The sequence below is a fragment of the Pseudomonas sp. Soil_N_39 genome, from assembly GCF_057655955.1.
The window spans coordinates 460208-473794 of the sequence record NZ_JBDGLI010000003.1 but is presented as its reverse complement, the minus strand read 5'-3'; the positions used below and the strand labels follow the sequence as shown (position 1 = coordinate 473794).

Sequence of the window (13587 nt, the reverse complement as noted above, 5' to 3'; positions counted from 1 at the left end):
CACAGAGCCCACACCGTGCCTGCTGTGCACACAAATCCCCTGTGGGAGCGAGCTTGCTCGCGAAGGGGCCGGCCCTGCTACCCTACCCCCCACAGAGCCCACACCGAGCCTGCTGTGTACACAAATCCCCTGTGGGAGCGAGCTTGCTCGCGAAGGGGCCGGCCCTGCTACCCTAGATCCCACAGAGCTCACGCAACAATCCAGTATCCAGATGCCGCTCCACCAGATCCGCCAACCGCTCGATGTCCCGCTCGCGCAAGCCGTGGTAGTCCACCGCCTGCACCTCCTGCAACCCCGCCCAACGCAACAACGCGCAACTGGCCGCCGGTGATTCGAACAGCCCATGCAGGTAGGTGCCGAACACCTGTCCGTCGAGGCTCTGGGCACCGTCGCAACGGCCGTCTTCCAAGTGCACCGCGGCGTTTTCCAGGGCCGGGCCGCTGGTCACTCCCGCGTGGATCTCGTAACCGCTGACCTCGGCCGCTTCCAAGGCCAATCGCCCGCGCACATTACGCAATTGCTTCTCGTGCTCCAGGGTCGTTTCAAAATCCAGCAGGCCCAGCCCGGCACTGGAACCGGCCGCGCCTTCCAGGCCCAACGGGTCATGGACGTGCTGGCCGAGCATCTGCAAACCGCCGCAGATGCCCAGCAATTTGCCGCCGTAGCGCAGGTGACGATGGATCGCCGTCTCCCAACCGTTGGCGCGCAGGTAGGCCAGGTCGCTGCGCACGCTTTTCGAGCCGGGCAGGATAATCAGGTCGGCCGGCGGGATGGGCTGGCCGGGGCCGACGAATTGCAGGTCGACTTGCGGGTGCAGGCGCAGCGGATCGAAATCGGTGTGGTTGCTGATGCGCGGCAAGACCGGCACCACCACTTTCAGCACTTGCTCGGCCTTGTCGATCTGGCGTTGATCGAGGCCATCCTCGGCTTCCAGGTGCAGGTCTATCACGTAGGGCAATACGCCGATCACCGGTTTGCCGGTGCGCGCCTCCAACCAGTCCAGGCCCGGTTGCAGCAAAGCGATGTCGCCACGAAAACGGTTGATGATGAAGCCTTTGACCCGCGCCTGTTCGCTGGGGGAAAGCAACTCCAGCGTGCCGACCAGATGGGCGAACACCCCGCCGCGATTGATATCGGCGATCAGCAACACCGGGCAGTCCACCGCCTCGGCAAAGCCCATGTTGGCGATGTCACCGGCGCGCAGGTTGATCTCGGCCGGCGAGCCAGCGCCTTCCACCATGACCACCGGATAGGCCGCGCTCAAGCGCGCGTGGGAGGCCAGCACCGCTTGCATGGCGATGGCTTTGTAATCGTGATAAGCCACGGCGTTCATGGTGGTGACGGCGCGGCCATGGATGATCACCTGGGCGCCGGTGTCGCTGTTGGGCTTGAGCAGCACCGGGTTCATGTCGGTGTGCGGCTCGAGTCCGGCGGCCTGGGCCTGCACCGCCTGGGCGCGACCGATTTCGCCGCCGTCGGCCGTCACGGCACTGTTGAGGGCCATGTTCTGTGGCTTGAACGGTACCACGCCCACATCCTGGCGCCGGACCCAGCGGCACAAAGCCGTGACCAGGGTACTTTTGCCGGCATCGGACGTGGTGCCCTGCACCATCACTGTGGTCATTGGGTGTCCTTGGCGTAGGCCTCGAAGGCCTGTTCGAGGCGCAGGAATTCGCTGTCGTCGGCCGGCAGCCCGAAACGCAGGCTGCTGGTGTTCACGAACAGGCGCAGGAGAATGCCGCGCTGGGCCATGAAATCGTGCAGCCCCTGGGCGTGCTCGGTGACCAGCCATTGGAACAATCCGCAGCCGCCCTGCGGCTTGAAACCGTGGCGTTCAAGCAACAGCGCCAGGCGTTGGCTCGTGGCTTGGCAGCGTTGGCGCTGGTCTGCGTGGGCGGCGCTGTCCAGCAGGCAGGCCTGGCCCAGTACCCGGGTCGGCCCGCTGACGACCCACGGCCCGACTTGTTCGGCGAGCAACTTGAGCAAGCGGCGCTCGGCCAAAACAAAGCCCAGGCGAACCCCGGCGAGGCCAAAGAACTTGCCGAACGAACGCAGCACGATCAGCCCGACCAGATGGGTGTGCGCCGCCAGGCTCAGCGCCGGCGTGACGTCCATGAAGGCTTCATCCACCACCAGCCAGCCACCGCGCTGGGCCAGGCGGGCATGCCAGTCCAACAAGCGCTCGGGCGCCAGGCTCAAGCCCGTGGGGTTGTTCGGATTGACCACCACCAACACGTCGAGGCTGTCGAGAAAGAAATCCACTTCCGCTTCCAGTACTTCGCGCACGATATAGCCACTGCGGCGCCAGGCTTCGGCGTGCTCGGCATAACAGGGCGACAAGACGCCGACCTTGCCGCTGCGACGCAGGCGCGGCAACAGCTGGATGGCCATCTGCGAACCGGCCACCGGCAGCACATCTAATGCACCGTAGTAGTCGCAGGCGGCCTGCTCCAATCCATCATCGGTTTCCGGCAGGCGCGCCCAGGCCCGCAGGGGAATGGCCGGAACGTCGAACGGCCAAGGCGCGAGGCCGCTGGACAAATCGAGCCAATCGGCCTCGGCAACGCCGTATTGCCGGGCCGCATTGCGCAAGCGTCCGCCGTGCTCAAGCATAGAACTCAGCTCCCAGGCAGAGAATCAGCAACCACAACCATACCCCGCGCTGGACCAATTGCCAGCCGCGATCAATGGAATCGGCACTCGCCGGCACGCCTTCGCCCAAGGGCGGACGTTGGTGCAGTTCGCCGTGGTAAACCGCCGCCCCGCCCAGCTCCACACCCAGCGCTCCGGCCCCGGCGGCCATCACCGGCCCGGCGTTGGGGCTGTTCCAGGTCGGGCCCTGGGTGCGCCAGCACTTGAGCGCCAGACGGGTTTTGCCGAGCAGCGCGTAGGTCAACGCCACCAGGCGTGCCGGAATGTAGTTGAGCACGTCGTCGATCTTCGCAGCCGCCCAGCCAAAGCGCTCGAAGCGCTCGTTGCGGTAGCCCCACATGGCGTCGAGGGTATTGCTCAGGCGGTACAGCACCACACCGGGCGCGCCGGCCACGGCGAACCAGAACAACGCGGCGAACACCGCGTCGCTGCCGTTTTCCAGCACCGACTCGGTGGCGGCGCGGGCCACGGCGGTTTCATCCAGTTCAGCCGTCTCGCGACTGACCAGGTAGCCGACACGTTGGCGCGCCTGCTCCAGGTCACCGCTGCGCAGCGCCCGCGCCACCGGCTCGACATGCTCGCCGAGGCTGCGCAGGCCGAGGGCACAGTACAACGCCAGGATCTCCACCAACCAGCCCACCATCGGCGCCCAGGACAGGGCCGTGGCCAGCAGGGTCAACGGCACCACCGCGATCACCCACGCTGTCACCCCGTGACTGCGCCAGCCACGCCCACCGGCGTTGAAGCGCTGTTCGATGCGATCGGCGAAACGACCGAACGCCACCAGCGGATGCCAGCGCCGGGGCTCGCCCAACAGCGCATCCAGCGCCACCGCGGCGGCACTGAGCAACGCCACACTCATGGGCTCACTCCCCAACGGTTTTCATACAGCAGTTCATGGAGCGGACGCGGTTGCGCCCAACCTTCCAGGGCGAGCATCGGTGCCGGGTAAAAGCCCTCGACCGGGCCCAGGCAGAGGATCGCCAGCGGTTTGGCCCCGGCGGGCAGGCCCAGCAGATCGGCCAGGGCCTGGGGTTCGAACAACGACACCCAGCCCATCCCCAACCCTTCGACGCGGGAGGCCAGCCACAGATTCTGGATCGCGCAGGACAGCGAGGCCAGGTCCATTTCCGGCAAGGTCCGGCGGCCGAAGATGTGTCGCTCGCGATCCTCCATCAACGCCGCCACCAGCACCTCGGCGCAGTCGTCGATGCCTTCGACCTTGAGTGTCATGAACTCATCGCTGCGCTCGCCCAGGGCCTCGGCGGTGCGAATGCGCTCCTGCTCCACCAGTTCGCGGATCTGTCCACGCAAGGCGCGGTCGCTGATGCGGATGAATCGCCACGGTTGCATCAAGCCAACGCTGGGCGCCTGGTGCGCGGCTTCCAGCAGACGACGCAGCAAGGCCGGCTCCACCGTGCCGCCGCTGAAATGGCGCATGTCGCGGCGCTCGGCAATGGCGCGGTAGACCGCTTCGCGTTCGGCCTGGGAGAAAGCGGTGTCTGTCATGGCCGCTTCGCGAGCAAGCTCGCTCCCACACTGGCAGGCGTTGTACTTGAGATCACACAATCCCCTGTGGGAGCGAGCTTGCTCGCGATATCGGCCTCAAGCCCGGGCGCAAACAACGCGGCAATCGCCCTGGGATTGGACGGAAAATAAAAGTGCACATAGGAAGCCGTCATCCGCCCCTGTCGGAAAACCGCCTCCGCCCCTCGCCCGCCATTCGGGCTATGACCACGGGCAATCGGTTCAACCTCGGTGCTGGTCAGGGAGTGATGATAGGTATGCCCACGCAGGTTGCCTTCCGGCAAATCCACCGATTGCAGCGCCAGGGCCGCCAGGCGCTTTTGCATCTGCGCATCGCCGGCCAGCAATCCCAGCAGTTCGGCGCGCACGCCGTCGACATCGGTCAATGAATCGAGCAGATACAACATGCCGCCGCATTCGGCGAGCAACGGTTTATCGGCTGCGTGGTGGGCACGGATCGCGGCCAGCATCGGGGTATTGCGGGCCAGCGCAACGTGGTGCAGCTCCGGATAACCGCCAGGCAGATAAAGGCTGTCCGCCTCGGGCAGTTCGCTGTCATGGATCGGCGAAAAGAAGCTCAACTGCGCGCCCATGGCCCGCAGCAGATCAAGGCTGGCGCCATAGGTGAAGGCGAACGCTTCGTCACGGGCCACGGCGATGCGCACCCCAGCGAGCCACGGCTCCACGGCGATCACCTCGGGCGCGGCGAACGCCACGGCGGGCGGCAACGCCACTTCACAACTGCTGGCCAGGGCCTCGGCCGCTGCGTCGAGGCGCAGGTCGAGGTCGTTCAATTCACTGGCCTGGACCAACCCGAGATGACGGCTGGGCAATTCGATGCCGGTTTCCCGGGACAACGCGCCATACCAACGCAGGCCTTCGGTCAGGCTGCCTTCGAGCAATTGTGCATGACGCAAGGTGCCGACCCGGTTGGCCAAGACCCCGGCGAACGGCAGATCCGGTTGATAACGGGCCAGGCCCAGGGCCAGGGCGCCGAATGTCTGGGCCATGGCCGTGCCGTCGATCACCGCCAGCACCGGCACACCGAAATGTCGCGCCAGGTCGGCGCTGGACGGCGTGCCATCGAACAGCCCCATCACCCCTTCGATCAGGATCAGGTCCGCTTCGGCGGCGGCTTCCCACAACAGCCGCCGGCTTTCCTGCTCGCCGACCATCCACATGTCCAATTGATAGACCGGCGCGCCGCTGGCCCGCTCCAGGATCATCGGGTCGAGAAAGTCCGGGCCGCACTTGAAGACGCGCACCTTGCGTCCCTGGTTGCGATGCAACCGGGCCAGCGCCGCAGTGACGGTGGTCTTGCCTTGGCCCGAGGCCGGAGCGGCGATCAGCACCGCCGGGCAGTGGCGAGCATCACTCACAGCTCGACGCCTTTCTGCGCCTTGATGCCGGCCTGGAACGCGTGCTTGATCATGCCCATTTCCGTCACGGTATCGGCCAGCTCGATCATCTCCGGCTTGGCGCCACGCCCGGTCACCACCACATGCTGCATCGGTGGACGGGCCTGCAGATCGCTCAGCACCTGGTCGAGGTCGAGGTAGCCGTGCTTGAGGGCGATGTTCAGTTCGTCGAGCACCACCAGGCCAATGGACGGATCGCTGAGCAACTGACGCGATACGGCCCAGGCGGCTTCGGCGGCGGCGATGTCGCGCTGACGGTCCTGGGTTTCCCAGGTGAAACCTTCACCCATGACATGAAAACGCACCTGCTCCGGGAAGCGGCGGAAAAACAGCTCTTCACCGGTGCTGTTGCGCCCCTTGATGAACTGCACCACACCGCATTGCATGCCATGGCCCATGGACCGGGCCAGCATGCCGAACGCCGAGCTGCTCTTGCCCTTGCCGTTACCGGTCAGCACCAGCAGCAAGCCGCATTCATTCGGCGAGTTGGCGATGCGCTCGTCGATCACGGCTTTCTTGCGCTGCATGCGCGCCAGATGGCGTTCGTCGCGATCAGACGTGTCGGTGCTGAGGGAGTCAGTCATGGGAGCTCTCCGTTGGGATTGGATAACGGCGGGCGGGCAGAAAAAAGACGGCAACAAGCCTGGCATCGCCCACCGTGATGCCGTTGGATGAATCAGGCCGGTCTCCGGGCTCATGAGCGGCGTAATGCCGGTCCGTGCGCCTTCCCATGTCGGCGACACAGTGGCTTAAGCACAGCGTTGACTCATTTACCGTTGCGGGGGCAGCGCCGGGTTCGTGTGCACTCACCGGCTTCCCTGTTTCACTCTGTCGAACACCGTCACAGAGCACCTGAAACAAGCGGCGAAGGTTAGAGGGTTGGGGGTGGAGCGTCAATTAAAGCCGCCACGGGTCATGCACCGAGCATTGGCCTCGATCAATAAAATGACGCCAATCTTGTGCCACGCTACGGCAAGTGATATCAAATAGGCATCACGACCCGATATCACAAGAACAAGAGGGCAAAACATGCAAGGCATGCTCATCAGCAATCCAAAACTGGAATTCCTGCGCCCGGTGCTGGAACGCTGGTTTGATTGTATCGACCGCTACAACGCCGTACGCGGCGATAACGACACGCCCTATTGGTTCGATGAACGGGCCAACCTCAGCTTGTTGTCGGCCGCCGCCTGGATGGCCGAGATGGTCACGCTGCAGAACGCGCCGACCCGCAAGCAGAATGAAGAAGGCGAACGCAACGTCAGCGCCGACCTGTTCATCGCCAGCACCGAGGAGCGGGCCTTCATCCAGGCCACCCAACGCTGGCCCAAGGTCAACAACTTGAACCTGACCCAACCGCTGTCGGAAGCTACCAGCGATGCCAAGCGCATCAGCTACGCCAGCGACCTGAAGCTGGGCTGCCTGTTCGTCTCGCCGCAAAAAGCCCAGCAAAGCGCGACCCCCGAAGAACTGCAGGACATGATCGACGACCTGCAGAAGGAAAACACCTGCGCCGTGGCCTGGTACTTCCCTTACGCCTATCGCAAGTTGCGCAACGAAGCCGGGCATTATCACCCGGGTATCGCCGTGTTGTTCAAACAGGCCCACGGCTGACTCAATCCACGCCAAAACTGTGGGGAAACTGTGGGAGAAACTGTGGGAGCGAGCTTGCTCGCGATAGCGGCGGGCCAGTCAGACCGCTATCGCGAGCAAGCTCGCTCCCCCCAGTGGGCTTATCTGCTGACACTCGTCCTGCAGTTGAACCATCGCGTGCCTACGCTTCTCTATGAATAACTACATGCATTCATAGGGAAGCCAGCATGCTCAAGCCACCGCACCTTCTGATCGTCGCCCTTGCCGCCGGGCTTGTCGCTTGTGGCGAGTCTTCCACCCTGCAAGTGTCCGATGGCACCGGCCCTGCGCCGAAACTGCCTGAACCAAACAAGACCCTGGTCCCGACCGTCAACATCGCCGAAGCCATCGGCTGGCCGCAAGGCGCCAAGCCAACCCCGGCCCAGGGTCTGCAAGTGGGCGCGTTCGCCGAAGGACTGGACCATCCGCGCTGGCTCTACGTGCTGCCCAATGGCGATGTGCTGGTAGCCGAAACCAATGCCCCGCCCAAGCCGGATGATGCCAAGGGCATCCGTGGCTGGGTGATGAAAAAAGTCATGGGCCGCGCCGGTGCCGGGGTGCCCAGCCCCAATCGCATCACGTTGTTGCGCGACGCCAATCACGACGGCATCGCCGAAACCCGCACGGTGTTCCTGGAAAACCTCAACTCGCCGTTCGGCATGACCCTGGTCGGCAATGACCTGTACGTGGCCGATACCGACCGGCTGATCCGTTTTCCCTACAAGGACGGGGATACGCAAATCAAGGCCCAACCGATCAAGGTCGTCGACCTGCCCGGGGGCACGCTCAACCATCACTGGACCAAGAACGTGATTGCCAGCCGTGACGGCACCAAGCTGTACGTCACCACCGGCTCGAACAGCAACGTCGCGGAAAATGGCATGGAGGCCGAAGAAGGTCGCGCCGCCATCTGGGAAGTGGACCGTGCCAGCGGCAATCACCGGATCTTCGCCTCAGGCCTGCGCAACCCCAACGGCCTGGCCTGGGAACCGCGCAGCGGCGCGCTCTGGACAGCGGTGAACGAACGGGATGAGATCGGTAGCGACCTGGTACCGGACTACATCACATCGGTCAAGGACGGTGCCTTCTACGGCTGGCCCTACAGCTATTATGGGCAGCACGTTGATACTCGGGTCGAACCACAAAACCCGGCCCTGGTAGCCAAGGCCATCGCCCCGGACTACGCCGTCGGCCCCCACACCGCCTCACTGGGCCTGACCTTCGCCGAAGGCAGCGCCTTGCCTGCACCGTTTACCGAAGGGGCTTTCGTCGGTCAGCACGGCTCCTGGAACCGTAAGCCCCACAGTGGCTATAAAGTGATTTTCGTACCGTTCAATGGCGGCAAACCGGTGGGGCAGCCGGTGGATGTGCTGTCCGGTTTCCTGAACGCCGACGAAAAAGCCCAGGGCCGGCCAGTGGGCGTGGTGATCGACAAGCAGGGTGGGTTGTTGGTGGCTGATGATGTGGGGAACAAGATTTGGCGGGTGTCAGGCAAATAAGGCCGACACACCTTTGTGAGCGACGCCCGAACTGTGGGAGCAAGGCTTGCCCGCGACGGAAGCGATGCGGTCTGTCAGAGATCGAGGCGCCTGTTTCGCGAGCAAGCTTTGCTCCCACAGATCAGGGCAACAACAACTCAGGGATTACGCGCCAGGTGCTCCGGTTGCAGCACACGCTTGGCACCCAGATAGGCCTTCTGCCAATAAGCCTTGGACAGGCTGTCGAGCTTGACCGTGCCACCCGTGGCCGGCGCGTGGACGAAGCGCCCCTCGCCGACATAGATCCCGGCATGGCTGACCTGGGAACCGCCGTTGGTGGCGAAGAAAACCAGGTCACCGCTCTGCAACGCATCCTTACCCACCTCAGGCGCCCGCATGCTGATCATTTCCCGCGTGGAACGTGGCAACGCGATACCGGCGGCGTCGCGGTACACATAACCGATCAAGCCACTGCAATCGAAGCCTGAATCCGGCGTGTTGCCGCCCCAACGATAAGGCGTACCCACCAGACCCAGCGCCCGGAAGAGCACATCTTCAGCGGCCGGGGAAAAGGGTTGCGAGGGTGCAAAGACCACCGGGGCCCGCACAACAGGTGCTGGCGGCGGGGTACGGCTGGCGCACGCACTGAGCAGTGCGGCGAGGAAGATGAGCGCGAGGCGGGCCGACGTCGACATATGCAGAACAATCCTGATCTGGATGCGGCTTTTCTGCCGTGGGCATGAAAACAAATCCGCCTGCGTAGTACGCAGGCGGATTGCCATCAATCAATGATCAAGGATTCTAGCGGCTATGCAGCAAACTTCAAGTAAGACTTTAAGTTTGCCTTACAAACTGTGTGCTTACTTACGAGCAGTGACCACAGTCGGTGCCATGGCGAGGGCTCGCTTGGCTTCGATGAAGGTCTTGCTCCAGTAGCTGTCGCCCAGGCTGTCGATCCGCACACCACCGCTGCGGCGGCTGCTGGAATGGATGAACTGGTTGTCGCCCAGGTAGATACCGGCATGGCTGACGCGACCGCGACGACCGTTGGTGCTGAAGAACAGCAGGTCACCGGGCTCCAACTGATTGCGCGCGACCAGTGGGGCATTCACGTTGATCATTTCGCGAGTGGAACGCGGCAGGTTCATGCCGGCCTCTTCGCGGAACAGATAACCGATGAACCCGCTGCAATCGAAGCCGGCTTCAGAAGTACCGCCAAAACGGTAGCGGGTGCCGATCAACGACATACCACGTTCCAGGATGCTGTCAGCCAGTACTGGAAGCTGGTAAGGCTTGCTGCCGGCGAAGGCTGCGAGCTCTTTGTCGGAGGCCATTTCTTCCTGGAACGCAACGGAGGAAGACTGAGCAGTAACGGAATTCTGGACCTGTGGTTGTGGCGCTTGCTGGGACACTGGAGAGTGGGCAGCGCAACCGAACAACAGGGTAACGAGTGCGAGAGGCACGAGGGGTGCGAAGCGATTTAGCATGGGCACGACCGTGGCTGAAGTAGTAAAGATGGCGAGACTATGCCCTCTATCAACCTCATTTGCAAATTCAATCGATGCAAATGTGACTTCTTGATTTCTCGTTTACATCTAAGCGCTTAAGCCCGGTTTGAGTGGGTTGCAGGCCTGCGACCCAGTAAAACCGCGGGCTTCGCCGCACCAAGAACAGGCCATGAGCCATCATCTGGCGACAGTTTTACCAGCCTAAAGTTTCTTTCAAGAAGGGAATGGTCAGCTTGCGCTGGGCCTGGAGTGAGGCCTGGTCGAGACGTTCGAGCAATTCGAACAAGGCGCTCATGCTGCGGGTGCCACGGGTGAGGATGAAATGCCCGACTTCATCGGTCAGGTGCAGGCCACGGCGAGAAGCGCGCAACTGCAATGCACGGAGTTTGTCTTCGTCGGACAGCGGTCGCATCTGGAAAATCAGCGCCAAGGTGAGACGAGACTTGAGGTCCGCCAGTTTCACCGGCAGCTCTCGCGGCGATGTCGAGGCGGCGATCAGCAAGCGCCGGCCACTGTCGCGCAACCGATTGAACAGATGAAACAGTGCCTCTTCCCAATCAGCCTTGCCGGCCACGGCCTGGAGATCGTCCAGGCAGACCAGTTCGTACTGTTCCAGGTTGTCGAGGATTTCAACGCCGCGATCCAGCAACTCAGCCAACGGCAAGTACACCGCCGGTTCGCCCAGTTGCTCGAACCGCAGGCACGCGGCCTGCAACAAGTGCGTGCGCCCTACCCCGTCCTTGCCCCACAGATAAATCAGGCTCTCGGTCCAGCCGGCGTCGGCTTCGCAAAGCCGCTCGACATAGCCGAGTGCAGCGGCATTGGCGCCTGGGTAGTAATTGATAAAGGTGGCGTCATCACGCAGACGCACACCTAGGGGCAGCTGAATCGGTTTCATGCTGACTGAACAGTTCCCAAGGAACCGTTAGTGGCCTCTGTGTAAAGTGCGCAAAGTTTATACCCGTGGCGCGGACCGCACAATGCGCCGGACCACGAGCAAAATCAAAGGTTTGCAGCGGCAAGGCCGTGGAGCGTCAGTTTCCCTGACACCCCGCCGGCCATTTGCCCTACAGATCAGGGTCTTCGGCGCCGCTGTAGATGTCCGAATCCTTGTACAGATCGTGCATATGGCGCACCAGCACCATGATCACCGCCGCCACCGGCAGCGCCAGCAGGATCCCGGTGAAACCGAACAACTCGCCACCGGCCAGGATCGCGAAGATCACCGCCACCGGATGCAGGCCAATCCGATCACCCACCAACAGCGGAGTCAGCACCATGCCCTCCAAGGCCTGCCCGACCATGAACACCGCCACGATGCCGACCATCGGGTACAAGTCGCCGCCGAACTGGAACAGCCCGGCAACCAGCGCCGCGCCAATCCCGATCACGAACCCCATGTAGGGCACGATGGCCGCCAGCCCGGCGATCAAGCCGATCAACAGCCCCAGCTCCAGCCCCACCAGCATCAGCCCGGCCGCATAGATGAAACCCAGGGCCACCATCACCAGCAACTGCCCGCGCACGAACGCCCCCAACACTTCATGGCATTCACCGGTCAGGGTCATGATGCGTTCTTCGCGATGACGCGGCAGCAGGCTGCGGATCTTGGCCATCATCAGGTCCCAGTCCCGCAGCAGATAGAAGGCCACCACCGGAATCAGCACCAGGTTCGCCAGCCAACCCATCAACGCCAAACCCGAGGCCGTGGCCTGGCTCAACACCACGCCGACAATGTCGGTGGTCTGGCCCATGTGCTCGCTGATGGCGGCCTTGACCTTGTCGAACTTCCAGAAACCGTCGGCCAAGCCCAATTTCGACTGCACCCACGGCACCGCGCTGTGCTGCAACCAGTCGAGCATCTGCGGCGCCAATTCGTACAGGCGCACCAGTTGCTTGGCGAGCATCGGTATCAGCACCAGTAACAGAGCGCTCACAATCAGTGTGAACAGCGCAAACACCGCCACCACGCCCCAGGTCCGCGACAGGCCGAGTTTTTCCAGGCGATCCACCACCGGATCGAACAGATAGGCCAACAACAAGGCAACCAGGAACGGCGTGAGGATCGGGTGCAACAAATAGATAAGCGCGAACAGCAGGGCAACCCCGCCCAACCAGAACCAACGCCGCGTATCGCCCATGAACCACTCCTAGCTATATAAAGAAAGACAACCTACCAGCGGAACCGCAAGTTGGCGGCCGGTGCTGGCGCTGGTGCCGCAACCGGGGTCGAGCCATCGGTGGCGGGCGGCGCCACCGGCACCGGCGCGAGGGCCTCACCGGCTGGAACTTCCTGCAGTTTTGCCAGGGCCAACTGCGCCTTCAATTGTTCGGCGCTGCCGTTGACCCGATAGACGATCCGGTCCCCTTCAACCCGCTGCAACTGCCCAGCGAACGGTTCGAGTAGACGCCCTAGCGCCGCATAACGCTCCAGGTTCATGCCCTGCACCTCCAACAGTTGCTCGGTGGCCACGCCCGGCTTGGCAACGAAACGCGGCGCCAGTCGCTGACTCACCGCGAGCATGACCGCATCGGCCAAGGCCGCAGGATCGGCGCCCTGGGCCGTGCCCTGCTCGCGCTGATCCCCCAGCCACAGGCGCCAGGTGCCATGCCACTGGCCGCCCTCTTCCTTGGCATGCACCGCCAGCAAGGCATCCGTCGCGTAGCGCTCCGAGGCATCGCGCAACGGCGCCGGGTCGCTGCCTTCCAGGTTCGGCGCGGTGGCGACGATCTGCTCGCTCAAATCCGCCAGCGGCAGGTGCAGTGCCAGGCCCCGATGCTGCGCGGCACGCCGCAGCGGCGTGGCGCTGGCCTGGCCGTCGCCCACCAGGCTGGAGCCCTCGGCCGAATCGTTCAGCCACCAGCCCAGGATCGATGGCCGGTTCGCGCTCCACAACGACAAGCCTGCCGAGCGCAATGCCCGATCGGTGCTCGCCGGGTCGAAGTCCACCTTGAGGCTTTCCGGCGGGCCGGCGTCGTAGCCATATTGAAGAATGATCTGTTGCGGGTCCTGGCGAATGGCCGCCAACCCGGGGTTCTGGGCCGCCTTGGCGTCGCCGGTCAGGCGCAGCACCAGCGTGTCCAGGGCGCGCAGCGTCGCCTGGTTGCGCTCCTCCGGCGTCTGGCTGGTGACCGGTTCGAGCACTTGATAGAGGCCATTGACGGTTTCGGCATGGCTCGCCAGGCTGATCAACGACAAGCAGGCCACGGACAAGAATTTCAACAAACGCATGGAAGATTCCCGGACATAACGGCTGGAACAGGCCGTGTGAAGAAGATTGAGCATGGCTGTGACCACAGCACCCGGCAAAACATTCACACCCCGGTGGAAGTTTCGCACGGTCATCACCATAACCGGTTACCGCTACACCT

Annotated in this window: 13 protein-coding genes and 1 riboswitch; of the genes, 2 read left to right on the top strand and 11 right to left on the bottom strand. The window is 63.4% G+C overall.

Annotation, left to right across the window (positions count from 1 at the left end):
• Positions 1-172: 172 nt before the first annotated feature.
• Genes AC3A5O_RS06930 through cobO form a run of 6 tightly spaced genes read right to left on the bottom strand, consistent with a single transcriptional unit; the run spans position 173 to position 6181 of the window.
• A complete protein-coding gene (locus AC3A5O_RS06930; RefSeq protein WP_487752993.1) occupies positions 173-1624 on the bottom strand; it encodes a cobyric acid synthase in 1452 nt (483 codons plus the stop codon).
• Positions 1621-2613: a threonine-phosphate decarboxylase CobD gene (cobD, locus tag AC3A5O_RS06925; protein ID WP_122569219.1), complete on the bottom strand. Its 993-nt coding sequence runs from the start codon at positions 2611-2613 to the stop codon at positions 1621-1623. The genes AC3A5O_RS06930 and cobD overlap by 4 nt, the downstream gene beginning before the upstream one ends.
• On the bottom strand, positions 2606-3514 hold the full coding sequence (cbiB, locus tag AC3A5O_RS06920) for an adenosylcobinamide-phosphate synthase CbiB (protein ID WP_487752992.1): 909 nt from the start codon (positions 3512-3514) through the stop codon (positions 2606-2608). The genes cobD and cbiB overlap by 8 nt, the downstream gene beginning before the upstream one ends.
• The gene (bluB, locus tag AC3A5O_RS06915; protein ID WP_122569221.1) at positions 3511-4161 is read right to left on the bottom strand and encodes a 5,6-dimethylbenzimidazole synthase; all 651 of its coding nucleotides are present in this window, start codon (positions 4159-4161) and stop codon (positions 3511-3513) included. Before bluB ends, cbiB begins: the two co-directional genes overlap by 4 nt.
• The gene (locus AC3A5O_RS06910) at positions 4158-5558 is read right to left on the bottom strand and encodes a cobyrinic acid a,c-diamide synthase CobB (RefSeq protein WP_487752991.1); all 1401 of its coding nucleotides are present in this window, start codon (positions 5556-5558) and stop codon (positions 4158-4160) included. The genes bluB and AC3A5O_RS06910 overlap by 4 nt, the downstream gene beginning before the upstream one ends.
• Positions 5555-6181: a cob(I)yrinic acid a,c-diamide adenosyltransferase gene (gene cobO, locus AC3A5O_RS06905; RefSeq protein ID WP_305468098.1), complete on the bottom strand. Its 627-nt coding sequence runs from the start codon at positions 6179-6181 to the stop codon at positions 5555-5557. Before cobO ends, AC3A5O_RS06910 begins: the two co-directional genes overlap by 4 nt.
• 78 nt (positions 6182-6259) lie before the next feature.
• Positions 6260-6468, bottom strand: a riboswitch (cobalamin riboswitch).
• 158 nt (positions 6469-6626) lie between these two features.
• Between cobO and AC3A5O_RS06900 the strand changes: the two genes are divergently transcribed.
• Together AC3A5O_RS06900 and AC3A5O_RS06895 are read left to right on the top strand one after the other, a co-directional pair.
• Positions 6627-7211 carry a hypothetical protein gene (locus AC3A5O_RS06900; protein WP_122569224.1) on the top strand — a complete coding sequence of 195 codons (585 nt, stop codon included), beginning with the start codon at positions 6627-6629 and terminating at the stop codon, positions 7209-7211.
• Positions 7212-7417: 206 nt separating this feature from the next.
• The gene (locus AC3A5O_RS06895) at positions 7418-8728 is read left to right on the top strand and encodes a PQQ-dependent sugar dehydrogenase (protein WP_487752990.1); all 1311 of its coding nucleotides are present in this window, start codon (positions 7418-7420) and stop codon (positions 8726-8728) included.
• 137 nt (positions 8729-8865) lie between these two features.
• Here AC3A5O_RS06895 and AC3A5O_RS06890 read toward each other — a convergent pair whose 3' ends face one another.
• The 5 genes from AC3A5O_RS06890 to AC3A5O_RS06870 all read right to left on the bottom strand — a co-directional run bounded on the left by AC3A5O_RS06890 (position 8866) and on the right by AC3A5O_RS06870 (position 13447).
• Positions 8866-9402 carry a C40 family peptidase gene (locus AC3A5O_RS06890; protein WP_305482288.1) on the bottom strand — a complete coding sequence of 179 codons (537 nt, stop codon included), beginning with the start codon at positions 9400-9402 and terminating at the stop codon, positions 8866-8868.
• A gap of 165 nt (positions 9403-9567) precedes the next feature.
• Positions 9568-10194: a C40 family peptidase gene (locus AC3A5O_RS06885; protein WP_072411813.1), complete on the bottom strand. Its 627-nt coding sequence runs from the start codon at positions 10192-10194 to the stop codon at positions 9568-9570.
• A 214-nt stretch (positions 10195-10408) separates the two neighbouring features.
• A complete protein-coding gene (gene hda, locus AC3A5O_RS06880; RefSeq protein ID WP_003178999.1) occupies positions 10409-11113 on the bottom strand; it encodes a DnaA regulatory inactivator Hda in 705 nt (234 codons plus the stop codon).
• Between the two features lie 169 nt (positions 11114-11282).
• Positions 11283-12356 (bottom strand): AI-2E family transporter, encoded by a 1074-nt coding sequence (locus AC3A5O_RS06875; protein WP_122569227.1) that lies wholly within the window; start codon positions 12354-12356, stop codon positions 11283-11285.
• A gap of 32 nt (positions 12357-12388) precedes the next feature.
• Positions 12389-13447 (bottom strand): DUF2066 domain-containing protein, encoded by a 1059-nt coding sequence (locus tag AC3A5O_RS06870; protein ID WP_487752989.1) that lies wholly within the window; start codon positions 13445-13447, stop codon positions 12389-12391.
• Between the last annotated feature and the right edge of the window lie 140 nt (positions 13448-13587).